The 22,385-nt window shown below is 72.6% G+C and carries 16 protein-coding genes and 2 pseudogenes; 6 read left to right on the top strand and 12 right to left on the bottom strand.

The features are described from left to right. Positions 1-53 precede the first annotated feature (53 nt). The 9 genes and pseudogenes from ACZ4V6_RS22105 to ACZ4V6_RS22065 all read right to left on the bottom strand — a co-directional run bounded on the left by ACZ4V6_RS22105 (position 54) and on the right by ACZ4V6_RS22065 (position 13,357). Positions 54-3,776 (bottom strand): ThuA domain-containing protein, encoded by a 3,723-nt coding sequence (locus tag ACZ4V6_RS22105; protein WP_467829986.1) that lies wholly within the window; start codon positions 3,774-3,776, stop codon positions 54-56. Positions 3,777-4,043: 267 nt separating this feature from the next. Further along, positions 4,044-5,042, bottom strand: a complete 999-nt coding sequence (locus ACZ4V6_RS22100) for a sugar phosphate isomerase/epimerase family protein (RefSeq protein WP_467829984.1) — start codon at positions 5,040-5,042, stop codon at positions 4,044-4,046. A 15-nt stretch (positions 5,043-5,057) separates the two neighbouring features. Further along, positions 5,058-6,341: a Gfo/Idh/MocA family protein gene (locus tag ACZ4V6_RS22095; RefSeq protein ID WP_467829981.1), complete on the bottom strand. Its 1,284-nt coding sequence runs from the start codon at positions 6,339-6,341 to the stop codon at positions 5,058-5,060. 86 nt (positions 6,342-6,427) lie between these two features. After that, the gene (locus tag ACZ4V6_RS22090) at positions 6,428-7,471 is read right to left on the bottom strand and encodes a substrate-binding domain-containing protein (RefSeq protein ID WP_467829979.1); all 1,044 of its coding nucleotides are present in this window, start codon (positions 7,469-7,471) and stop codon (positions 6,428-6,430) included. A 17-nt stretch (positions 7,472-7,488) separates the two neighbouring features. Further along, entirely contained in the window at positions 7,489-8,508 is a 1,020-nt protein-coding gene (locus ACZ4V6_RS22085; protein WP_467829976.1) for an ABC transporter permease, read from the bottom strand. Continuing rightward, positions 8,505-10,022 carry a sugar ABC transporter ATP-binding protein gene (locus ACZ4V6_RS22080; RefSeq protein WP_467829973.1) on the bottom strand — a complete coding sequence of 506 codons (1,518 nt, stop codon included), beginning with the start codon at positions 10,020-10,022 and terminating at the stop codon, positions 8,505-8,507. Before ACZ4V6_RS22080 ends, ACZ4V6_RS22085 begins: the two co-directional genes overlap by 4 nt. A 129-nt stretch (positions 10,023-10,151) precedes the next feature. After that, positions 10,152-11,333, bottom strand: a complete 1,182-nt coding sequence (locus ACZ4V6_RS22075) for an ROK family transcriptional regulator (RefSeq protein ID WP_467829970.1) — start codon at positions 11,331-11,333, stop codon at positions 10,152-10,154. A 239-nt stretch (positions 11,334-11,572) separates the two neighbouring features. After that, a pseudogene (locus ACZ4V6_RS22070) lies at positions 11,573-12,275 on the bottom strand (GntR family transcriptional regulator). Positions 12,276-12,409: 134 nt separating this feature from the next. Further along, positions 12,410-13,357, bottom strand: a complete 948-nt coding sequence (locus tag ACZ4V6_RS22065; RefSeq protein ID WP_467829967.1) for a beta-ketoacyl-ACP synthase III — start codon at positions 13,355-13,357, stop codon at positions 12,410-12,412. A 166-nt stretch (positions 13,358-13,523) separates the two neighbouring features. Between ACZ4V6_RS22065 and ACZ4V6_RS22060 the strand changes: the two are divergent. Further along, positions 13,524-13,748: pseudogene (locus tag ACZ4V6_RS22060) on the top strand (hypothetical protein); the annotation flags it as partial. Next, positions 13,718-14,566, top strand: coding sequence for a formate dehydrogenase accessory sulfurtransferase FdhD (gene fdhD / locus ACZ4V6_RS22055; RefSeq protein ID WP_467829965.1), 849 nt, complete (start codon positions 13,718-13,720; stop codon positions 14,564-14,566). The pseudogene ACZ4V6_RS22060 and the gene fdhD, both read left to right, overlap by 31 nt. Before the next feature lie 175 nt (positions 14,567-14,741). Here the strand turns inward: fdhD and ACZ4V6_RS22050 are convergent, their stop codons facing one another. Then, positions 14,742-15,185 carry a MarR family winged helix-turn-helix transcriptional regulator gene (locus tag ACZ4V6_RS22050; RefSeq protein ID WP_467829963.1) on the bottom strand — a complete coding sequence of 148 codons (444 nt, stop codon included), beginning with the start codon at positions 15,183-15,185 and terminating at the stop codon, positions 14,742-14,744. 83 nt (positions 15,186-15,268) lie between these two features. Between ACZ4V6_RS22050 and ACZ4V6_RS22045 the strand changes: the two genes are divergently transcribed. Beyond that, positions 15,269-16,183, top strand: a complete 915-nt coding sequence (locus ACZ4V6_RS22045) for a quinone oxidoreductase family protein (protein ID WP_467829960.1) — start codon at positions 15,269-15,271, stop codon at positions 16,181-16,183. A 6-nt stretch (positions 16,184-16,189) separates the two neighbouring features. On the opposite strand, the gene ACZ4V6_RS22040 is transcribed toward ACZ4V6_RS22045, so the two are convergent. Beyond that, on the bottom strand, positions 16,190-17,239 hold the full coding sequence (locus tag ACZ4V6_RS22040; RefSeq protein ID WP_467829958.1) for a bile acid:sodium symporter family protein: 1,050 nt from the start codon (positions 17,237-17,239) through the stop codon (positions 16,190-16,192). A gap of 130 nt (positions 17,240-17,369) precedes the next feature. Here ACZ4V6_RS22040 and ACZ4V6_RS22035 point away from each other — a divergent pair, with 130 nt between their 5' ends. The 3 genes from ACZ4V6_RS22035 to ACZ4V6_RS22025 all read left to right on the top strand — a co-directional run bounded on the left by ACZ4V6_RS22035 (position 17,370) and on the right by ACZ4V6_RS22025 (position 21,272). Next, positions 17,370-18,257 carry a LysR family transcriptional regulator gene (locus tag ACZ4V6_RS22035; RefSeq protein ID WP_467829955.1) on the top strand — a complete coding sequence of 296 codons (888 nt, stop codon included), beginning with the start codon at positions 17,370-17,372 and terminating at the stop codon, positions 18,255-18,257. Between the two features lie 268 nt (positions 18,258-18,525). Beyond that, complete coding sequence (locus tag ACZ4V6_RS22030; protein WP_467829953.1) at positions 18,526-20,352, top strand: AMP-dependent synthetase/ligase; 1,827 nt, start codon at positions 18,526-18,528, stop codon at positions 20,350-20,352. Positions 20,353-20,435: 83 nt separating this feature from the next. Further along, on the top strand, positions 20,436-21,272 hold the full coding sequence (locus tag ACZ4V6_RS22025; protein ID WP_467829951.1) for an aldo/keto reductase: 837 nt from the start codon (positions 20,436-20,438) through the stop codon (positions 21,270-21,272). A 69-nt stretch (positions 21,273-21,341) separates the two neighbouring features. Here the strand turns inward: ACZ4V6_RS22025 and ACZ4V6_RS22020 are convergent, their stop codons facing one another. Then, positions 21,342-22,256 carry a class I SAM-dependent methyltransferase gene (locus tag ACZ4V6_RS22020; RefSeq protein ID WP_467829948.1) on the bottom strand — a complete coding sequence of 305 codons (915 nt, stop codon included), beginning with the start codon at positions 22,254-22,256 and terminating at the stop codon, positions 21,342-21,344. Between the last annotated feature and the right edge of the window lie 129 nt (positions 22,257-22,385).

The following is a 22,385-nucleotide window of genomic DNA, read 5'->3' as shown; positions in this document are numbered from 1 at the left end:
CGGGACGGCGGGCGGAGGTCCGGCGTCCTCCGCCCGCCGCCGTTCGGGTCGCCCTACTCGGGCAGTTCCTTCAGCTGGATGTTGCGGAAGGAGACCTGGTCGTCGGCACCGTGGTTCTGCAGGCCGATGTAGCCGTCGGTCAGGCTCCGCTCGGGGTCCTTGTTGGTGAAGTCGTTGATCTTGACTCCGTTGAGGAACACCTGGAGGCGTTCGCCCTGGACCTTGATCTCGTAGGAGTTCCACTGGCCCGGCGGCCGCAGGACCTGGTCACGGGCCTTGATGTTCGCCGCCTTGAACGTGTAGATCGCACCCGTGGTGCGGTCCACGGCGTCCGTGGCGTCGATCTGGATCTCGTAGCCCTTGTTCACCGCGGACCAGGGGTCGTCGGAGGCCGGGAAGCCCACGAAGACACCGGAGTTGTCGTCGCCCCGCATCTTCCAGTCGAGCTTGAGGGAGTACGACTTCAGCTCCTTGGCCTGGTACCAGAGCAGGCCCATGCCGCCCTCGGACTCCAGGGTGCCGTCCTTGACGTTGAACTTGCCGGGGCCGGCCTGCTTCCAGCCGTCCAGGGTCTGGCCGTTGAAGATCTTCCGGTAGCCCTTGGCCGGCTTGCAGTCCGCCTTGACCTGGCCGGTGGCGTACCGGAGGCCGCCGAGCAGGTGGGCGCGGAACGTCTCGTCGGCGTAGGACTCCTTGGTGTGGCCGAGGCCGGTGTAGAAGGAGCGGCCGCCCTCGTAGGTCTGGCACCAGGCGATCGGGTGGTCGCCCTTCATGGTGCCGCCCTGGTAGGTGGTCTCGTCGAGGGTGGCGAGGACCTTGGCCTGCCCGCGCGGGTTGGTGCGGTAGTTGTACAGCTCGTCGGTGCGCTCCCAGGTGTCGCCCAGGTGGGCGGTGGCCGGGTGGTCGTGGTCCTCGACGCGCACGGTGGCCTTCTGGATGGCGGGGTGCGACTGGAAGTAGGCGCCGACGAGGCCGCCGTAGAACTTCCAGTCGTACTCGGTGTCGGCCGCGGCGTGGATGCCCATGTAGCCGCCGCCGTTCGCGACGTAGTTCTCGAACGCCTTCTGCTGGTCGGCGTTCAGGACGTCACCGGTGGTGGACAGGAAGGCCACCGCGTCGTACTTGGCGAGGTTGGCGGTGGTGAACTGCCTGGCCTCCTCGGTGGCGTCGACCGTGATGCCGGCCGGGGCGCCGAGCTCCTTCAGGGCGGCGATGCCGGCCGGGATGGAGTCGTGCCGGAAGCCCGCGGTCTTTGAGAAGACCAGGACCTTCTTGCCCTGCTTGAACGGCTCCTCGGAGAACTCGAAGTCGTCCACGTCGTAGAGCGCGCCGTCGCCGCCCCGGAAGACGAGGTAGATCTCCGTGGTCTTCCTGGGCAGGGCCCGCAGCGGCACGTCGACGTTCTGGAAGGTCTCCCAGCTGCCGGTCGGCGGGATGTACGCCGAGCCGTGCAGCGGTCCGTCGGGCGAGCCGGTGCGCAGTTCGACGAAGCCGCCGGAGCCGCCGGAGGAGGCCCGTACGGTCATCTTCTTCTGCCCGTCGAACCGGTAGGGGCCGAAGGAGATCCAGTCGCCGTCGTGGATGTCGCCGACGGTCTTGCCGCCGTTGGCGCCGGCCTTGTCGATCGGGGACACGCCCGACTGGGCGGTGAAGTGCTCGGCCTGGCGGTGCAGCGGCTGGACCACGGCGCGGGCGGTGCCGGTCAGGGCCTCCTGGCCGTTCGCCCCGCCGTCGGTGTAGCTGGCGCCGACGACACCGTAGATGTTGGCGTTGGGGTCGTGACCGCCGTCCCCGGCGGGCGGCTTCAGGGTGCCCTCACAGCCCGTCTCGCTGGTCAGCTCGTGGGCGTGGGAGTCGTGGCCGAGGCTGTAGGCGACCTTGACCCTGGAGCAGTCGACGGTCTCCTCGGGGTCGGTGACGGTCACCTTGAACGGGACGGGCTCGCCGAAGGCGGCCAGGCTGCCGTTGCCCGGCACCTCGATCTTCACCTTGGGCTCGGTGTTGCCGACGACGATCCGGACGCTGGCGTGGCCGGTGTTGCCCTCGGGGTCCTTCGCGGTGAAGGTCGCGGAGTAGGTACCGACCTTCTTGTACTGGTGCGTGGGCGTGAGGCCCTCGCCCTTGGTGCCGTCGCCGAAGTCCCAGCTGTAGGTGAGGTCCGGGGAGTCGGCGTCCTTGGCGGAGCCGGTGAAGGTGACCTTCAGGCCGGCGGCGCCGGACGTCTTGTTCGCGCTCACCTCCGCGATCGGGGAGAAGCCGTCCGTGGCGTTCTCGATCCGGTAGAGCGCGGAGTCCTTGTCGCCCTGGAACCAGGAGAGGCCGTAGTCGAGGACGTAGAGCGCGCCGTCGGGGCCGAACTCCATGTCCATGATCTGGGTGCCGGTCCACGGGAAGTCGTTGATCTTGGCGACCGAGCCGTCGTCGTTCTGTTCGATCCGCTTGATCCACCGGCGGCCGAACTCGCCGGCGAAGAAGTCGCCGTCGTACTCCTCGGGGAACTTCACCGAGGACTCCAGGTCCGGGTCGTAGCGGTAGACCGGGCCGCCCATCGGGGACTCGGAGCCGCTGCCGAACTCGGGCACGGAGCCGCCGTCGTACGGGATCCAGGCGGCCTGCGCGGGCGGCAGGTCGACGAGGCCGGTGTTGTGCGGCGAGGTGTTCTTCGGGGCGGCGCAGTCGAACGTCCCGCCGGACGTCTTGGTGGCGAAGTCGTAGTCGACGTAGGGGTCGTTGTCGCCGGTGCAGAAGGGCCAGCCGAAGTTGGCGGCCTTGGTGACCTTGGCGAACTCGACCTGTCCGGCCGGTCCCCGCTTCGGGTCGGCGGCGCCGGCGTCGGGGCCGTAGTCACCGACGTAGACCGTGCCGGTCTTCTTGTCGACGCTGATGCGGAACGGGTTGCGGAAGCCCATCGCGTAGATCTCGGGACGGGTCTTCTCGGTGCCGGGGGCGAAGAGGTTGCCCTCGGGGATGGTGTACGAGCCGTCCTCGGCGACCTTGATGCGCAGGATCTTGCCGCGCAGGTCGTTGGTGTTGCCCGCGCTGCGGCGGGCGTCGAAGGCCGGGTTGCGGTCCGGACGCTCGTCGATCGGCGTGTACCCGTCGGAGGCGAACGGGTTGGTGTCGTCGCCGGTGGACAGGTAGAGGTTGCCCTGGGCGTCGAAGGCGATGTCGCCGCCGACGTGGCAGCAGGTGCCGCGGGAGGCCGCGACGTCCAGGACCTTCTTCTCGCTGGCCATGTCCAGCGTGCCGTTGGGGTTGAGGACGAAGCGGGAGAGGCGGTTGACGCCGTCGAACTTCTTGAAGTCCTCGGCGGTGCCGGTCTCCGGGGCGTCGCCCGCGGGGGTGTCGAGCGGCGGGGCGTAGTAGAGGTAGATCGCCCGGTTGTTCTCGAAGTCCGGGTCGATGCCGACGCCCTGCAGGCCCTCCTCGTCGTGGTTGTAGACGGGGATCCTGCCGGCGACCTTGGTGACGCCGCCCTGGTCGGTGAGGCGGAGCGTGCCGTCGCGGGCGGTGTGCAGGACGCTGCGGTCCGGGAGGACGGCGAGCGACATCGGTTCGCCCGTCTCCGGCTCGCCCTTGGCGAGCGGTACCTGCTGGAACTGCCCCTCGGCGGCCGCGGGGGCCGCGGGTGCGTCGGGCGCGGAGCCGCCGGGCCGGGCGCCGGCGACGGTCGCCGGGGTGGTCACCGCCAGGGCGAGGCCGGTGATCAGGGCGAGGGCGGTGCGGAGTCCGGGCCGCCTCGTGGTGCCGGTGCCTCTGATTCTGCTTCTGTGCACGAAGTCCCTCCGGGAACGGAATGGGCCGTACGGAACGGGTGCGAAGGCATGCGTGCGGTGCGGGCGCCGGGGTGCGCCGTCACCCCGGAGGCGTGTGTGTCTTGAACACATCAGGGACGGTAGCCGCGTTCGTCCGGGACCAACAGTCCTTGGACCGTCGGTAGTTGAACTTCTTCCCCATGCAGGACAAAGCGGTGTCCGGGCAGGCCGGACCGGGGGCCGGGGTCCTCTCGGGCCCCGGCCCCGGCCTGCCGTCGGCAGTGCGGGTCAGCTGTTGAACGCGGCGTCGAAGGACGCGCTGGGCGGCTCGAAGTCGAACGCCTTGAGCCGGGTGAGGGCCTCGGGGGCGCCCTGGAGCCGGTCCATGCCGGCATCCTCCCACTCGACGGAGACCGGGCCCCGGTAGTCGATGGAGCGCAGCATCCGGAAGACGTCCTCCCAGGGGACGTCGCCGTGCCCGGCCGACACGAAGTCCCAGCCGCGCCGCGGGTCGCCCCACGGCAGGTGGGAGCCGAGGCGGCCGTTGCGGCCGTCGAGGCGCCTGCGGGCCTCCTTGCAGTCGACGTGGTAGATCCGGTCCCGGAAGTCCCACAGGAAGCCGACCGGGTCCAGGTCCTGCCACACGAAGTGCGACGGGTCGAAGTTGAGGCCGAACGCGGACCGGTGGTCCACCGCCTCCAGCGCGCGCCGCGTGGTCCAGTAGTCGTAGGCGATCTCGCTGGGGTGGACCTCGTGCGCGAACCGCACGCCCTCGGCGTCGAAGACGTCCAGGATGGGGTTCCAGCGGTCCGCGAAGTCCTGGTAGCCGCGCTCGATCATCGACTCGGGCGCGGGCGGGAACATGGCGACCAGGTGCCAGATGGCGGACCCGGTGAAGCCGATGACGGTGTCGACGCCGAAGCGGGCCGCGGCGCGCGCGGTGTCCTTGATCTCGGCGGCGGCACGCTGCCGGACGCCCTCCGCGTCCCCGTCGCCCCAGATGCGGGCGGGCAGGATGGCCTGGTGGCGCTCGTCGATGATGGCGTCGCAGACGGCCTGCCCGACGAGGTGGTTGGAGATCGCCCAGCACTTCAGGCCGTACTTGTCGAGCAACTGGTGGCGGGAGTCCACGTAGGACGGGTCCGCGAGGGCTTTGTCGACCTCGAAGTGGTCGCCCCAGCAGGCGAGTTCGAGGCCGTCGTAGCCGAAGTCGCGGGCGAGCCGGCAGACCTCCTCCAGGGGCAGGTCGGCCCACTGCCCGGTGAACAGCGTGAAGTTGCGCGGCATGCGCTTTCGGCCTCCTCAGACGACGGTCGACGTGATGGCGACGGGGGTGTAGACGGAGTTCTTCTCGGCGCTCTCCTCCACGGCCGCGAGCACACGCTGCACCTGCAGACCGTCGGCGAAGGAGGGTTCGGGGCCGCGGCCCTCGGCGACCGCGTGGACGAGGTCGCGCACCTGGTGGGCGAAGGTGTGCTCGTAGCCCAGTCCGTGGCCCGGCGGCCACCAGGCGTCCAGGTAGGGGTGCTCGGGCTCGGTGACGAGGATGCGGCGGAAACCGGCGTGCTCACCGGGCTCGGTGCCGTCGTGGTACGACAGTTCGTTGAGCCGCTCCAGGTCGAAGGCGAGCGAGCCGCGCTCACCGTTGAGTTCGATGCGCAGGGCGTTCTTGCGGCCGGTGGCGTAGCGGGTGGCCTCGAAGGAGGCGAGGGCACCGGAGGTGAAGCGGCCGGTGAACACGGCGGCGTCGTCCACGGTGACCTCCCCCGTGCCGGCGGCCGACGTGGCGGACAGGCCCCGCGCCGCACCGCCGGGCAGGGGACGCTCCCGCACGAAGGTCTCGGTGAGGGCGGAGACGCCGGCCAGCCGCTCCCCGGTCAGGTACTGGGCGAGGTCGACGATGTGCGCGCCCAGGTCGCCGAGCGCGCCGGAGCCGGCCTGCTCCTTGCGCAGCCGCCAGGTCAGCGGGGCCTCGGGGTCCACCAGCCAGTCCTGGAGGTACGACACCCGCACGTGCCGCAGCCGGCCGATGCGGCCCTCGGCGACCATGCGCCGGGCCAGCGCGGTGGCGGGCACCCTGCGGTAGTTGAAGCCGACCATGGCCAGCTGGCCGCGCGCGCTCGCCTCCTCGGCGGCCCTGGTCATCGCCTCCGCCTCGGCGACGGTGTTGGCGAGGGGCTTCTCGCACAGGACGTGCTTGCCTGCGGCGAGCGCGGCCAGCGCGATCTCGGCGTGGCTGTCGCCGGGGGTGCAGATGTCGACGAGGTCGATGTCCTCCCGTTCCACCAGGGCCCGCCAGTCGGTCTCGGCGCTCGCCCAGCCGTACCGGTCGGCCGCCGTGCGGACGGCGTCGGCGTCCCGGCCGCAGATGGCGGTCATGACCGGGTCCAGCGGCAGGTCGAAGACCCGGCCGGCGGTGCGCCAGCCCTGGGAGTGGGCGGCGCCCATGAAGGCGTAGCCGACCATGCCGACGCGCAGCGGCGGTCTGGTCGCGGATGCCCCCGTGGCCGTGGTGCCGGTACCGGCACCGGTACCGGTCGCTGCTGCGTCCGCCCCGGCCCCCTCGGGCTGCTGCGGCTGTCCCATGCGGATGTCCTCCTCGTCGTGGTGGCGCGGTGGGGGGTGGGCCCCGCCCCGGCCGGCTGGTCAGGCCGGGACCGGGACGGTGGTCCTCACTTGAAGCCGGTGGACATGTACTGGTCCACGTTCTCCTTGTCCACGACGGCCGAGTAGCAGGTGACCGTCGAGGGGATCTCGAACTCGGCGAGCCCGCCGATCCCCTTGCCCTGGCCGAGGGCGCGGGCCAGGTCGATGGCGGAGGCGGCCATGGTCGGCGGGTACAGCACGGTCGCCTTCAGGACGCCGCTGTCCGCCTTGATGGCCTGGAAGGCGGAGAGCGCCCCGGCTCCGCCGACCATCAGGAAGTCGTCGCGGCCCGCCTGCTCGATGGCGCGCAGCGCGCCCACGCCCTGGTCGTCGTCGTGGTTCCACAGGGCGTCGAACTTCGACTGCGCCTGGAGGAGCTGGGCCATCTTGGCCTGGCCGGACTCGACGGTGAACTCGGCGGCCTGGCGGGCCACCTTCTTGATGTTCGGGTAGTTCTTGAGGGCGTCGTCGAAGCCCTGGGTGCGCTGCTGGGTCAGCTCCAGGTTGTCCAGGCCGGCCAGTTCGATGACCTTGGCGTCGGGCTTGTCCTTGAGCTTCTCGCCGATGTAGTGGCCGGCGTTGAGGCCCATGCCGTAGTTGTCGCCGCCGATCCAGCAGCGGTACGCCTGGGGGCTGTTGAAGACGCGGTCGAGGTTGACGACGGGGATGCCGGCGCGCATCGCCTTCAGACCGACCTGGGTGAGCGCCTTGCCGTCGGCGGGCAGCACCACGAGGACGTCGACCTTCTTGTTGATGAGGGTCTCGATCTGGCCGATCTGCTGGGCGGTGTCGTTGGAGCCCTCGGTGACCTCGAGGGTGACGTCCGAGTACTTCTCGGCGCGCTTCTTGGCGTTGTCGTTGATGGCGTTGAGCCAGCCGTGGTCGGCCTGGGGGCCGGCGTAGCCGATGGTGACCTGCTTGCCGGGCTTGTCGTCGGCGGCCGGCTGGTCGTTCGCGGCGGGCTTCTCGTCGTCGGTCTCGTTGCTCGTGCAGCCGGTGAGGAAGGCACCGGCGCCCACGGCGGCGGCTCCGAAGAGCAGTCCTCTGCGACTCGCGTTGAGTTGCTGCATGGTGGTGAACCCTTTCCTCAGGTCGTGCTCGCGGTACGGCGCTGGACCAGCACGGCGGCGACGATGATCGCTCCCTTGGCGATCTGCTGGACGTCGCTCTGCAGGTTGTTCAGGGCGAAGATGTTGGTGATCGTGGTGAAGACGAGGACGCCGAGCACGGAGCCGACGATGGTGCCGCGGCCTCCGGTGAGGAGCGTGCCGCCGATGATCGCGGCGGCGATGGCGTCGAGTTCGTAGAGGTTGCCGTTGGTGTTCTGGCCGGAGCCGGCCAGGACGATCAGCAGGAAGGCGGCGATGCCGCAGCACAGCCCGGACAGCAGGTAGAGGTAGAGCCGCTGGCGGCGGACGTCGATGCCGGCGAGCCGCGCGGCCTCCGCGTTGCCGCCGACGGCGACGGTGCGGCGTCCGAAGGTGGTCCGGTTGAGCACCAGCCAGCCGACGACGGTGACGGCCGCGAACACCAGGACCAGCGGCGGGACGCCCAGGATGTAGGAGTCGCGTTCGCCGAGGTCCAGGACGCTGGGGACGGTGACGACCTGGGTGCGGCCGTCGGTGATCTGCAGCGCGAGGCCGCGCGCCGAGGCCAGCATGGCGAGGGTGGCGATGAACGGGACCATCCGGCCGTAGGCGATGAGCACGCCGTTGACCAGCCCGCAGCCCACGCCGACGACGACCGCGGTGAACAGGATGCCAGCGAAGCCGAACTCCTGGGTCGCCACCGTGGTCGCCCACACCGAGGCGAGGGCGACGATCGCGCCGACGGACAGGTCGATGCCGCCGGAGACGATCACGAAGGTCATGCCGACGGTGACGACGCCGATCACGGACGCCTGGGTGAGCACCAGCTGCAGGTTGCGGGTGTCGAGGAACGAGTCGGGCTGGGTGATGCCGCCGATGAGGACCAGTACGGCGAGCACGCCGAGCAGGCTCAGGGTGCGCAGGTCGGCGCGGGCCGTCAGGCTCCGCCAGGCCGGCGGGACATCCACGGATGCCGCCTTGCCGGTGCCGCCCCGTGGCGGGGACACGTGCTGCGTCATGACGCCGGGCTTCCTTCCATCACGAGGTCGAGTACGCGGTGTTCGTCGAGTTCGCGGGCGGGGGCCTCGTGCACGACACGGCCCTCGCGCAGCACCAGTACGCGGTCGGCGAGGCCGAGCACCTCGGGCACCTCGCTGGAGACCAGCAGCACGGCGAGGCCCTCGTCGGCGAGGCGGCGGATGACCGCGTAGAGCTCGGCGCGGGCGCCGACGTCGACGCCGCGGGTGGGTTCGTCCAGGAGCAGGACCCGGCAACCGCGCAGCAGCCAGCGGGCGAGGACCGCCTTCTGCTGGTTGCCGCCGGACAGGGTGCGCACGGGCACGGACGGGTTGTCGGGCCGCAGGGACAGTTCGCGGGTGGCCGCCCGGGCGGCGCCCAGTTCGGCGCCGCGGTCGATCCAGCCGCCGCGCGAGAAGCGGGACATGGCGGAGACCGACACGTTGCGGGTGACGGACTCCAGCATCAGCAGGGCCTGCGCCTTGCGTTCCTCGGGGGCGAGCCCGAGTCCGGCGCGCACGGCGGCGCGCACGCTGCCGGGCCGCAGCGGGCGGCCTGCCACGAGGACCTCGCCGGCACTGGCCTTGCGGGCCCCGTAGACGGTCTCCAGGATCTCGGAGCGGCCGGAGCCGACCAGCCCGGCCAGGCCGACGATCTCGCCGGGGCGGACGTCCAGGTCGAGCGGGGCGAACTCGCCCTCCCGGGCCAGCCCCCGCACGCTCAGCACGGGCTCCGCCGTCGGCGGCGAGGCGGGCCGCTCGGGGAAGACGTACTCGACGTTGCGCCCCGTCATCAGCGCCACCACCTCGCGGGTCGGTGTCGACTTGGCGGGCAGCCCGCCGGCGACGGCCCGGCCGTCCTTCAGGACGGTGACCCGGTCGCCGATGCGGCGGATCTCCTCCAGCCGGTGCGAGATGTAGACGACGGCGACCCCGTCGGCGGTGAGGTCGGCGACGATGCGGAAGAGGTTGTCGACCTCGTCCGGGTCGAGGGCCGCGGACGGCTCGTCCATCACGATCAGCCGTACGTCGTGGGAGAGCGCCCGCGCCATGGACACGATCTGCTGCTGTGCCGCCGACAGGTCGCCGACCGGCCGGCCGGGGTCGATCTCGGGGTGCCCGAGCCGTTCGAGCAGCTGGGCGGTCGACGCCTTGGCCCTCCTGCCCCGCACCACGAAGCCGGCGGTGGTCGGCTCGTGGCCCAGGTGGACGTTCTCGGCGACCGACAGGTGCTCCACCAGGTCGAGTTCCTGGTAGATGGTGGCGATGCCGAGGCGCATGGCCGCGATCGGTGAGCGCAGGGTGACGTCCTCGCCACGCCAGCGGATGGTGCCGGTGTCGGGCTGGTGGGCGCCGGCGAGCACCTTGATGAGGGTGGACTTGCCGGCCCCGTTCTGGCCGAGCAGGCAGTGCACCTCGCCGGCCTGGACGTCGAGGTCGACGCCGTCGAGGGCCCGGACTCCGGGGAACGACTTGGTGATGCCGGACATGCTGAGCAGCGGTGGTTCTGGTGCCATGTGAGGTCCCCTAGGCGGGCATGCGGGCCGGTGTCAGGGCAGAGCAGGACAGGACAGGGCAGAGCAGGACAGGGCAGAGCAGGGCAGGGCAGAGCGCTGTGCTGGTGGGACCCGGAAGGCGCGTGGCGCCTACGCGGGTGAGAACAGGTGGTCGCTGATCAGCCGGGCCGCGCCGATGACACCGGCGGTGGGTCCCAGCTCCCCGAGGACGATGGGCAGGTTCCCGGTCGCCAGCGGAAGCGACTGGCGGTAGACCTGCGTGCGGATCGCGGCGAGCAGGTTGTGCCCGAGGCCGGTCACCCCGCCGCCGATCACGACCAGGCCCGGATTGAAGAAGCTGACCAGACCGGCGATGACCTGGCCGGTGCTGCGGCCGCCCTCCCGGATCAGGTCGAGTGCGGTGGCGTCGCCCGCGGCGGCCGCGGCGGCGACGTCGGCGGCGCTGAGGACCCCGCCCGCCTCCAGCCGGCTCGCGAGCTCGGCGGACCGGCCCTGTTGGGCGGCCTCCGTGGCGTCGCGGGCCAGTGCGGCGCCGCTGAAGTGCGCCTCCAGGCAGCCCCGGTTGCCGCAGGCGCAGGGGCGTCCGTCGGGCACGGCCTGGATGTGGCCGATGTCGCCCGCGCTGCCCGTCGTGCCCCGGTAGACGTCACCGCCGACGACGATGCCGCAGCCGATGCCGGTACCGATCTTGACGACGAGGAAGTCGGCGACGGTGCGGGCGACGCCCGCGTGCTGTTCCCCCAGCGCCATCAGGTTCACGTCGTTGTCGACCATGACCGGGCAGCCGAGTTCCTGGCTGAGCGCCTCCCGCACGGGGAAGCCGTCCCAGCCCGGCATGATCGGCGGGGCCACCGGCACGCCCTCGGGGAAGCGGACCGGCCCCGGGACGCCGATGCCGGCGCCGTCGAAGCCCTCCGCGAGCCCCGAGGCCCGCAGCTTGGCGGCCATGGCCAGCACCTGCTCGAAGACCGCGACCGGTCCCTCGCGCACGTCCATGGGCTGGTTGATGTGCCCGAGGATCTCCAGTTCGGCGTTGGTGACCGCGAGGTCGATCGAGGTCGCGCCGATGTCGACGCCGAGGAAGCGAAGTTCGGGATTGAGGCGGACGTTGTGGGAACGGCGGCCGCCGCGCGAGGCGGCGAGTCCGTCGGCCACCACCAGTCCGGTCTCCAGCAGCCGGTCCACCTCGACCGCCAGCTTGGACCGGGACAGGTCGACCTGGTCGCCGAGCTGAGCGCGGGAGTTGGGGCCGCCGTCGCGCAACAGCTGCAGCAGCCGGGCCTGATGGGCGTTCGCAGGTCGTGCCGTCATGCGTCTCACGAACCCCTCCCCGCCTCGATCGGCTTGAGTGTACCGGCTCTTCCGGCCACTTCCGTGGCTTGCTTTCGGAGGGAACGTAGCAGTGAGTGCCAGGTGTGGGAAGAAGTCGCGCATGAATTGCTGCGAACTTTCTCCACTGAGAGGACAAAGGCGGGTGACGGAACCGGCGGTCCGGAACATGACGGGGCCGCCCGGCCGGTGCGCCGGGCGGCCTGGCGGGGTCTGCGGCCTCAGGAGGTGCGGTGCCGGTGACAGGAGCGCCGCGTGTGCTCCGTGTGCTTCGTGTGCTCCGTGTGCTCGCGCATCAGCCGCGTCGCCCGCTGCTCGTCGCGGCCGGCGAGGGCGGCGATCGGTTCCCGGTGCTCGGTCCAGGACTGTGGGCCGCGCTGCCGGGCGGCCGGTGTGCGGTGTGCGGTACCAGCGGACCCGGCGGCCGACCTGCGCGGCGAGTTCGGCGAGGACGGTGTTGCGGGCCGTTTCCGTGACCGTCGCATGGAAGCGGGGGGTGAGGACGACGGCGGCGTCCACGTCGTCGGCGGCGACGGCCCGTTCCCCCTGTGCGCACAGCTCCGCCGGCGCGGCCACGCCCGCATCGGAGGCGTCGGCGGCGGCGAGCCGGGCGGCCTCGGCCTCCGGCAGCGCACGGGCCGTCAGGAGCCGGCCGGTCTCCTGCTCGGTCGACTCGTGCACGGACGCGCCCTGTGCGGGGCGCAGATCGGCCCGGCCCTCGGTGCCGAGCCGCTGGAGCGCCTCCCGCACGGGCCGGCGGGACACACCGAGGTGGCCGGCGAGCTCGCTCTCGACGAGGTGCCGGCCGGGCCGCAGGGCGCGCGTGGTGATGACTTCGAGCAGCGCCTCGTGGACGCGGTCGCGCGGCGGGCCGGGCCGTTCGGGCTCGGGCATCGCGCCCCGCGGCGGTCCTGCGGACGGCATCGGTCCCCCTCGAAGGACGGCACGAGCGGTACGCCGGGCATCGATCGTCTTTCGTCTGCGGTCCACGGCGCACGGCGGCCGGGGGTGCGGGCGTCGGCCGCGTCACCGCCCGGCCGGGGCCAAGCGGCGTCGCGTCACGGGCAGCGGACGACCTGCCCGGCGTAGGAGAGGTTCCCGCCGAAGCCGAAGAGCAGCACCGGGTCCCCGGCCGCGATGTCGCCCCGTTCGACGAGCTTGGAGAAGGCGAGGGGGATGCTCGCCGCCGAGGTGTTGCCGGACTCCACGACGTCGCGGGCGACGACCGCGTTGACGGCGCCGATCTTCGCCGCGAGGGGCTCGATGATGCGCAGGTTCGCCTGGTGCAGGACGACGGCTGCGAGGTCGGCGGGTTCGAGCCCGGAGCGTTCGCAGGCCCGGCGGGCGATGGCGGGCAGTTTCGTGGTGGCCCAGCGGTAGACGCTCTGCCCCTCCTGCGCGAACCGCGGGGGTGTGCCCTCGATGCGGACCGCGTTGCCCATCTCGGGCACCGAGCCCCACAGGACGGGGCCGATCCCCGCGTCCTCGCCCGGGGCGCAGGACTCCACGACGGCGGCCCCCGCCCCGTCGCCGACGAGCACGCAGGTGGTGCGGTCGGTCCAGTCGGTCACCTCGGACATCTTGTCCGCGCCGATGACCAGGGCGCGGTTCGCCGAACCGGCCCGGACGGCGTGGTCGGCGGCGGCCAGGGCGTGGGTGAAGCCGGCGCAGACGACGTTGAGGTCCAGCACGGCGGGCCCGGGCATGCCGAGGCGGGCGGCGACCCGGGCCGCCATGTTCGGTGAGCGGTCGACGGCGGTGGAGGTGGCGACCAGCACCAGGTCCACGTCCGCGGGCGTCAGCCCGGCCGCGGCGAGCGCCTTGGCGGCGGCGTGGCCGGCCAGCTCGTCGACGGGCTCGTCGGGCCCGGCGATGCGGCGGGTGCGGATGCCCACCCGGCTCCTGATCCACTCGTCGCTGGTGTCGACCATGCCCGCCAGGTCCTCGTTGGTCAGGGTCCCGGTGGGCTGGTGGTGGCCGACGGCGGTGATGCGGGAGCCGTGCATGGGTGGAATCCTCGTTGCCTCGGGGACGGGATCCACCAGTGTGATCAGTGACCGGTGAGTACGACGGCAGGTGAAGCGACAGGAAACGGGCGCCCGCCTTGTCGGCTTCGGTCAGCATCCGCGCCGCCCTCTCCCCTCGTCCGGTGAACGGCCGGGTCGCCTTCCGCGGACGGAGACGACCACGGTGTGCGCCTGCTGCGGAGTGGGCCGCGACCCGGCCCTCCACGTGCAGGACAATGTGATCGTCGAGGTCACCTCGCCGCACGACGACCCGGTGACCTACGGCAACCTGTGCATCAAGGGCCGCTTCGGCCACCAGCGCGTACAGAACCGGGACCGACCGGTACGAGGGGCACGGACATGGGACGAGTCACGGAACGACGCAGGGTGACCCGCGTCCGGGACGGGGTGGTCTCCACCCGCCCGGACACGCTCGTCGCCGAGGAACCGCTGGAGATCCGCCTGAACGGCAGACCGCTCGCGATCACCATGCGCACGCCGGGCGACGACTTCGCGCTGGCGGCCGGTTTCCTGGTCAGCGAGGGGGTCCTGGCCGAGCGGGGCGACCTGCAGAACATCGTGTACTGCGCGGGCGCCACGGCCGACGGTTCCAACACCTACAACGTGGTCGACGTGAAGACGGCCCCCGACGTGCCGATTCCGGACATCACTCTGGAGCGCAACGTCTACACGACCTCGTCCTGCGGTCTGTGCGGCAAGGCCAGTCTGGACGCGGTGCGCACCACGGCCCGCTGGCCGATCGCCGACGCGCCCCCGCTCCGCCTCGCCCCGAAGCTGCTGGCGGACCTGCCCGACCGGCTGCGCGCCGCCCAGCGGGTCTTCGACCGCACCGGCGGCCTGCACGCGGCGGCCCTGTTCACCGAGGACGGTGAGCTGGTGGACGTGCGGGAGGACGTGGGACGGCACAACGCGGTCGACAAGCTGGTCGGCCGGGCCCTGCAGAACGGGGACCTGCCGCTGTCCCGGTCCGTGCTGCTGGTGTCGGGCCGGGCCTCCTTCGAGCTGGCGCAGAAGGCGGTGATGGCGGGCGTCCCGGTGCTCGCGGCGGTCTCGGCGCCGTCCTCGCTGGCGGTGGACCTGGCCGCCGAGACGGGGCTGACCCTCGTGGGCTTCCTGCGGGGCGCCTCCATGAACGTGTACGCGGGCGAGGACCGCGTCGCCCTGCGGGCCGCGGCCGCCCGGGACTGACCGCCTCTTCGCGGCACGGCGGCGGGGCCCCGGCCGGCGGGGAGCGCCCCTGGGCCGCAGGGGCCCCGCCCCGTCCCGGCCCGCGAGCCGCCGGCCGCCGGGCCGGGCGCCCGGCGTCGGCCGCCTCCCGCCGGGGTGCCCGCCGCCGTCCCCCGGCGGCGCACGCGGCTCGCCGTCACCGGTCGCCGTCCGTGCCGGCGACCCGTCCGACCATGTCCATGAACCGCGCCCGTTCCTGCGCCGAGAGCGGCGCGAGCAGTGCCTCGTTGGCCGCGCGGGCCGCCTCCTCGCACCGCGTGAGCACCCGGTCGCCCTCCCCGGTGAGGGACACGGCGTTCTTGCGGCGGTCCCCCGGGTCCGGCGCCCGGACGACGAGGCCCGCGGACTGGAGGTCGTTGAGGACGCCGACCAGGTCCTTCGGGTCGAGCCCGATGCCGCGGCCGAGGTCGGCCTGGGCGACGGGGGCGAGGTCGCGTACGGCGGAGAGCACCACGTGGTGCCACATCTTCAGCCCCTCCGCGGCCAGCGCCTCGGCCACCAGTGCCCGGCCGCGGGCGGCGGCGCGGCCCAGCTGCCAGCTGGGGAGGGAGCGGATCTCGGGAAGCGGTGCGTCGGCCATGGGGCCAGCCTATCCAAAGTCGTTGGACATCCCCACGACTCCTCCATATCGTTGGGGCCCCCAACGGAAAGGGAGGTGCGGCGATGCGTCGCGTCCGGTACGCGTCCACCGGAGGTCCGCTGTTCCTGGAGGAGGTCCCCGTGCCCGAGCCGGGCCCGGACGAGCTGCTGGTGCGCTGCGAGGCGGTCGGCGTCACCCTGCCGGTCGTCCGCAAGGTCACGGAGGCCCCCGGGCCGGTCCCCCTCGGGGGCGAGGTCGCCGGGGAGGTGGTGGCCACCGGCGACGACGCGACCGGCTTCCGGACGGGCGACCGGGTGACGGGGCTGTGCTTCGGCCACGCCTACGCCGACTTCGCCCTCCTGCACCGGTCGATGGCCTCCCCGGTCCCCGACGGCGCCGGGGCGGTCGACGCGGTGGCCCTGGTCCGCAGCGGCCTCGTCGCGCTGGGCGCCCTGGCGGCCGCGCGGCCCCGGCCGGGCGAGTCGGCGCTCGTCACCGCGGCGGCGAGCGGTGTGGGCCACCTGGCCGTGCGGCTCGCGCGGACACGCGGCGCGGCCCGGGTCGTGGGCGCCGTCTCCGACCCGGCCAAGGCGGACTTCGTGCGCTCCCTGGGCGTCGACGACGTGGTGGTCTACGGCAACGGCTGGGGCGAGCCCGTCGACTACGTCCTCGACGGGGTGGGCGGCGACCTGCTCGCCCCGGCCGTCGCCGCCCTCACCCCGGGCGGCCGGCTGGTGGCGTACGGCTCGGGCGGCGGGACCGTCCGGGCCTACGACCTGCTGGCGGGCTCGAAGACGGTCACCGGGTTCCAGACGGCGCGGATCGCCCGCGAGGAGCCGGAGCTGTACGAGCGGTGGCGGCGGGAGCTGTGGGCGCTGTTCGCCGAGGGGACACTGCGGCCCTGCGTGCACGGCACGTTCGCCCTGGCGGACGCGGCCGGGGCGCACGAGGCGGTCGGGTCGCGCGCCAACCTGGGGAAGGTCGTCCTCGTCCCCTGACGCGGCTCAGCGCGAGCCCGTCCCTGTGCCGACGGCCGCCCGCGACGCCCCGTCCGTCTTCCGCGCGGAGTCCGGCTCGGGGTCGTGCGCCCGGCGTTTGGCGATGACCGCGCACACCATCAGCTGCATCTGGTGGAAGAGCATCAGCGGCAGCACGGCCAGCGAGGCGTGCGCGCCGAACAGGACGCTCGCCATGGGAAGGCCGGAGGCGAGGGACTTCTTGGAGCCGGCGAACTGGATCGCGATCCGGTCGGCCCGGCCGAAGCCCAGCGCCCTCGCCCCGTACCAGGTCAGCAGCAGCATCACGGCGAGCAGCACCGCCTCCACGGCCAGCAGGCCGGCCAGCCGGGCCGGGCTCACCCGGTGCCAGATGCCCCGCACCATGCCCTCGCTGAACGCCGTGTACACGACGAGGAGGATCGAGCCGCGGTCGACGAGCCCGAGCACCTTCTTGTGCCGGGCGACGAACCCGCCGATCCAGCGGCGCAGCACCTGCCCGGCGACGAACGGCACCAGCAGTTGCAGCACGATCTTGACCACCGAGTCGGCGGAGAACCCGCCCCCGCTGTCGCCGAGCAGGGCGGCGGCCAGCAGCGGGGTGACGAGGATGCCGGCCAGCGAGGAGAAGGAGCCCGCGCAGATAGCGGCGGGCACGTTGCCGCGGGCGATGGAGGTGAAGGCGATCGACGACTGGATGGTGGACGGGACCAGGGTGAGGAAGAGCAGCCCCTGGTAGAGGGGATCGGTCAGGAGGACCGGGACGAGCCCGCGGGCCGCCAGGCCCAGCAGCGGGAAGACGACGAAGGTGCAGGCCAGCACGGTGACGTGGAGGCGCCAGTGCCGCAGTCCGTCCATCGCCTCACGGGTGGACAGCCGGGCCCCGTACAGGAAGAAGAGGAACGCGATCGCGAGGGTGGAGGCCCCGGAGGCGACGTCGGCGCCCGTCCCGCGGGCCGGCAGCAGCGCCGCGAGGCCCACCGTCCCGAGCAGCAGCAGGATGTACGGGTCGATCGGCGTCCGACGCGGCCGACGCAGGCGTTTCACGGTGCTCCACATGCTCGTTCGCTTCCCTGTTCCACGGGACACGGGTCCCCGCCCCATCGTGCTCCCTCACCCTGCGATCGGGAATCCGGTACCCCGCTCTCACTGTCATCACGATCCGCGATGACCGGGTACGGTGGGCCGTGTGTACGACCCCTCTCATCTGCGGTCCTTCCTGACCGTGGCCCAGACGCTGAGCTTCACGCAGGCGGCGCGGCGGCTCGGGCTGCGCCAGTCGACGGTGAGCCAGCACGTGCGGCGGCTGGAGGACTCCGCCGGACGCCGGCTGTTCACGCGCGACACGCACTCCGTGGAGCTGACGGAGGACGGCGAGGCGATGCTGGGCTTCGCGCGCCGGATCCTGGAGGCGCACGAGCAGGCGACGGCGTTCTTCACCGGCACCCGGCTGCGCGGCCGGCTGCGCTTCGGGGCGTCCGAGGACTTCGTGCTGACCCGGCTGCCGGAGATCCTCGAGGGCTTCCGGCAGGAACATCCCGAGGTCGACCTGGAGCTGACGGTCGAGCTGTCGGGCACGCTGCACGAGCAGCTGGCCGCCGGGAAGCTCGACCTGGTGCTGGCCAAGCGGCGTCCCGAGGACCCGCGCGGCGAACCGGTGTGGCAGGACCGGCTGGTGTGGATCGGCGGCGAGCGGCTGCGCCTGGATCCGGACCGTCCGGTGCCGCTGATCGTCTACCCGCCGCCCGGCATCACCCGGGCGCTCGCGCTGGACGCGCTGCAACGGCAGGGCCGCGAGTGGCGCATCGTCTGCACCAGCGGCAGCCTCAACGGGCTGATCGCGGCGGCCCGCGCGGGCCTCGGCGTGATGGCGCACTCGCGAGGGCTCGTCCCGCCCGGCCTGGTGCGCGTGCCGGACCGGGCCGGGCTGCCCGAGCTGGGCCGCGTCGACTTCGTGCTGGTGCACGGGCGCCGCCGCCCCTCGGCACAGGGCGCCGCGGACGCCCTGGCGGCGGCCGTCCTGGCGGGGGGCGACCGGCTGCACCGTCCCCGGCGCGCGGACCTCGCGGGGGTGTGACGGAATCCGGGGCGCCCGCGCTGGAGGAGGAGAGCGGCGGTTCCCCCACGGCGGGCGGCGGGTCGTACAGATTCGGTGGAGATTACGGCACCGAAACTTACTCGACCGTCAGGAAACTGTCCGACCCTTCCCCATGTGAGCGCATTTCCTCTCACGGACCCGCACGGCCGTGGGCCCCGGTCCGCTCCGCCGGCCCTCCCGCCCCCTTCCCGCGTGGGGTAGCTTTCACCGCGCCGTGCGGGGCGTCACCAGGAGCGGGGAGCGGGGTTTGCGCGAGTTCACCAACCCTCCGTCGGCGTCGGCACCACCGGTGGGCGGACTGGCCGACGTGGTCTTCCGCCATGCCCAGGAGGACCCGCGGCGCGTGGCACTGGGCCGCAAGGACGAGGACGGGCGGTGGCGGGACGTGACCGCCGGCGCGTTCCGCGACGAGGTGCTGGCCCTCGCCAAGGGCCTGCTCGCCCAGGGCGTCCGCTTCGGCGACCGGGTCGCCGTCATGTCCCGCACCCGCTACGAGTGGACGCTCTTCGACTTCGCGCTGTGGACGATCGGCGCCCAGGTGGTGCCCGTCTACCCGACCTCGTCGGCCGAGCAGTGCCTGTGGATGCTGCACGACGCGGAAGTCACGGCGGCGGTCGTGGAGCACGAGGACCACGCGATGACGATCGCCACCGTCATCGACCGGCTGCCGCACCTGCGCGGGCTGTGGCAGCTGGACTCCGGCGCCGTCCAGCAGCTGTACGACGCGGGCGCCCACCTCGACGACGAGGTGGTGCACCGGCACCGGCGGGCGGTCACGCCCGACTCGGTCGCCACCGTCATCTACACCTCGGGCACCACGGGCCGCCCCAAGGGCTGCGTCATCTCGCACGGCAACCTCATGTACGAGGCGGACACCGTCGTCGAGGGCTGGGAGCCGGTCTTCCACTCCAGGAAGGGCGACGAGGCGTCGACCCTGCTGTTCCTGCCGCTCGCGCACGTCTTCGGGCGGATGGTGGAGGTCGCGGCGATCCGGGGCCGGGTCCGCTTCGGCCACCAGCCGCAGCTGAACGCCGCCGCGCTCCTGCCCGACCTGGCCGCCTTCCGTCCGACGTTCGTCCTGGCCGTGCCCTACATCTTCGAGAAGGTGTTCCACGCGGCCCGGCGCAAGGCGGAGAAGGAGGGGAGGGCCGGCCCCTTCGAGAAGGCCGTCGAGGTGGCCGTGAAGTACGCGGAGGCGGTGGAGGCGAAGGCCTGGGGCACCGGGCCCGGCCCGTCGGCGGCTCTGCGCGTGCAGCACCAGCTGTTCGACAAGCTCGTCTACGCCAAGGTGCGGGCCGCGATGGGCGGACGCATCCGCAACGCCATGTCGGGCGGCTCGGCGATGGACCGGCGGCTCGGCCTGTTCTTCGCGGGCGCGGGCGTGCAGATCTACGAGGGCTACGGCCTGACCGAGTCCACGGCGGCGGCCACCGCCAACCCGCCCGAGCGCACCCGCTACGGCACGGTCGGCCGCCCCGTCCCGGGCGTCACCGTGCACATCGCGGACGACGGCGAGATCTGGCTGAACGGCGGCAACGTCTTCCAGGGGTACCTCAACAACCCGAAGGCCACCGACGAGGCCCTCCAGGACGGCTGGCTGGCCACCGGCGACCTCGGCTCGCTGGACGAGGACGGCTACCTCACCATCACCGGCCGCAAGAAGGAGATCCTGGTGACCTCCGGCGGCAAGAGCGTCTCGCCGGGTCTGCTGGAGGAGCGCGTCCGGGACCACCCACTGGTCAACCAGTGCATCGTCGTCGGCAACGACCGCCCCTACGTCGCCGCCCTCGTCACCCTCGACCAGGAGGCGGTCGAGCACTGGCTGGCGATGCGCAAGAAGCCCCGGACGGCCCCGGCCGACCTGGTGCGCGACGCCGACCTGGAGACGGAGGTGCGGCGCGCGGTCGTCGCGGCCAACACGCTCGTCTCCCAGGCCGAGTCGATCCGCACCTTCCGCATCCTGGCCCAGCCGTTCACCGAGGAGCAGGGACTGCTGACCCCGTCGCTGAAGCTCAAGCGCAAGGCCATCGAGAAGGCCTACGCCGCCGAGGTCGAAGCCCTGTACCGGGCATGAGTTCCGCGGTCAGGAATGCGCGGCGCCCCGTGATCGTTGACGATGGGAGTACCACCTGACCACAACCGAAGGATCAAGAGCTCGTGAGCAGCAAGGTCCCCCCGATCATCCTGAACAACGGCGTCGAGATGCCCCAGCTGGGCTTCGGCGTCTGGCAGGTGCCGGACGACGAGGCCGAGACGGCCGTCGCCACGGCCCTGGAGGCCGGGTACCGCAGCATCGACACAGCGGCGATCTACGGCAATGAAGAGGGCACCGGCAAGGCCATCGCCGCCTCCGGCATCGCCCGCGAGGACCTCTTCGTCACCACCAAGCTCTGGAACAGCGACCAGGGGTACGACGCCACCCTGCGCGCCTTCGACACGTCGCTGGCCAAGCTCGGCCTCGACTACGTGGACCTGTACCTGATCCACTGGCCGCTGCCGTCGAAGGACCGCTACGTCGACACGTACAAGGCGTTCGAGAAGCTGTACGCCGACGGCCGGGTCCGGGCCATCGGCGTCTCGAACTTCCTGCCGGAGCACCTGGAGCGGCTGACCGCCGAGACGTCGGTCGTCCCGGCCGTCAACCAGATCGAGCTGCACCCGCACCTCCAGCAGCACGCCGCCCGCGAGGTCCACGCGGAGCAGGGCATCGCCACCGAGGCGTGGTCCCCGCTCGGCTCGGGCAAGGGCATCCTGGAGATCCCGGCGATCGTGGCGATCGCCCAGAAGCACGGCCGCACCCCGGCCCAGGTCGTGCTGCGCTGGCACCTCCAGATCGGCAACGTCGTGATCCCGAAGTCCGTGACGCCGGCACGGATCAAGGAGAACATCGACGTGTTCGACTTCTCCCTGGACACCGAGGACCTCGCGGCGATCAGCGCGCTGAACGAGGACCGCCGGCTGGGCCCGGACCCGGCGGTGTTCGACGTCGTCTGACCCGCACGCACGAGAGGGGCCCGGTCCGTCGAGGACCGGGCCCCTCTCGCGTCGTCCGGACCCCCGCCGTCAGCCGGCGGGCCGCACCGCCGTGTGGACGGTGTGCGCCAGCAGGACGAACACGTCGGACCGCCGGTGCACGCCCGCCTCGTCCGCGGGGTCGAGGAGCCGGTCGAGGGTGGCCCGGTCCTCGGCGTCGAGACCGTCGCCGAAGCGCTCCCGCACCCGGGACAGGGACGCGGTGACGTAGGCGCGGGCCTCGTCGGAGACGGGGGCGGGCAGGTCCAGCAGGAAGCTGCGCGTGCCGGTGTGCTCCAGGCCCGCCGCGGTCAGCAGGGCCGGCCAGTCCTCGGCCTCGGCCACGGAGCCGGGCAGGCTCGCGCGCATCTCGGCGAACGCGTCCTCCTCGGCGGCGTGCAGCCTGGCCTGCAGCCCCGGGCGGCCGATGCCGATGTCCCGGGGCAGGAAGCGGGCGGGCAGGCCGCCCTCCAGGATCGCCAGCGTGCCGCCGGGGGCGAGGTGACCGGCGAACGCGGCGAGGGCGGCGCGCTGGTCGCCCAGGTGGTGCAGGCTCTGGCTCGCCCACAGCAGGCCGGCGGGGCGTTCGAGTTCGCCCAGGACGCCCGGCAGGTCGCCGGTGAGGGTGCCGAGGCGGTCGGCGACGCCGAGCCGGGCGGCCCGGTCGCGGGCCCGCTCCAGGAGGGGGCCGGCCCCGTCGACGGCGACGACCCGGGCGCCCGGGAAGGTCTCGGCGAACAGGCAGGAGACGACGCCGGGTCCGCTGCCCGCGTCGACGACCAGCCCCGGGTCGGCCGCCTCCCGCGCCAGCCAGGCCATGGCCTGCCTGTACAGGGGGGCGAGCAGCTCCGCCTGCGCCTCCAGCAGCGGGGCCATCGCGGCCCAGTCGACGTCGTGGTCGTGATCGTGGTGACGACCGGGCTCGCGGTCGCCCCGGTGATGGTGGTCGTGGTGGTCGTGCGCCATGCCGGTCAGCCTTCCGTTCGCGGGGCCGTCAGGGTGCGACGACTCTCCGCGCCGGGGCAAGTTCTGTTGCCGATGCCGCAAAAGGACCGTGCGGGGCCCGGCCGCGGCGGGCCGGACCCCGACGGTGTC

This window comes from Streptomyces sp. NPDC029152 (assembly GCF_055564355.1).
Note: the sequence above shows the minus strand (reverse complement) of the source record. Positions and strands in the feature narration are given on the sequence as shown.

Excerpts from the sequence above, each read along its gene's own strand:
- ACZ4V6_RS22050 (WP_467829963.1), bottom strand. The coding sequence starts at position 15,185 with ATGGCCGACGCACCGCTTCCCGAGATCCGCTCCCTCCCCAGCTGGCAG.
- fdhD (WP_467829965.1), top strand. The coding sequence starts at position 13,718 with ATGGGACGAGTCACGGAACGACGCAGGGTGACCCGCGTCCGGGACGGG.
- ACZ4V6_RS22045 (WP_467829960.1), top strand. The coding sequence starts at position 15,269 with ATGCGTCGCGTCCGGTACGCGTCCACCGGAGGTCCGCTGTTCCTGGAG.
- ACZ4V6_RS22020 (WP_467829948.1), bottom strand. The coding sequence starts at position 22,256 with ATGGCGCACGACCACCACGACCACCATCACCGGGGCGACCGCGAGCCC.
- ACZ4V6_RS22080 (WP_467829973.1), bottom strand. The coding sequence starts at position 10,022 with ATGGCACCAGAACCACCGCTGCTCAGCATGTCCGGCATCACCAAGTCG.
- ACZ4V6_RS22100 (WP_467829984.1), bottom strand. The coding sequence starts at position 5,042 with ATGCCGCGCAACTTCACGCTGTTCACCGGGCAGTGGGCCGACCTGCCC.
- ACZ4V6_RS22040 (WP_467829958.1), bottom strand. The coding sequence starts at position 17,239 with ATGTGGAGCACCGTGAAACGCCTGCGTCGGCCGCGTCGGACGCCGATC.
- ACZ4V6_RS22095 (WP_467829981.1), bottom strand. The coding sequence starts at position 6,341 with ATGGGACAGCCGCAGCAGCCCGAGGGGGCCGGGGCGGACGCAGCAGCG.
- ACZ4V6_RS22075 (WP_467829970.1), bottom strand. The coding sequence starts at position 11,333 with ATGACGGCACGACCTGCGAACGCCCATCAGGCCCGGCTGCTGCAGCTG.
- ACZ4V6_RS22085 (WP_467829976.1), bottom strand. The coding sequence starts at position 8,508 with ATGACGCAGCACGTGTCCCCGCCACGGGGCGGCACCGGCAAGGCGGCA.
- ACZ4V6_RS22090 (WP_467829979.1), bottom strand. The coding sequence starts at position 7,471 with ATGCAGCAACTCAACGCGAGTCGCAGAGGACTGCTCTTCGGAGCCGCC.
- ACZ4V6_RS22065 (WP_467829967.1), bottom strand. The coding sequence starts at position 13,357 with ATGCACGGCTCCCGCATCACCGCCGTCGGCCACCACCAGCCCACCGGG.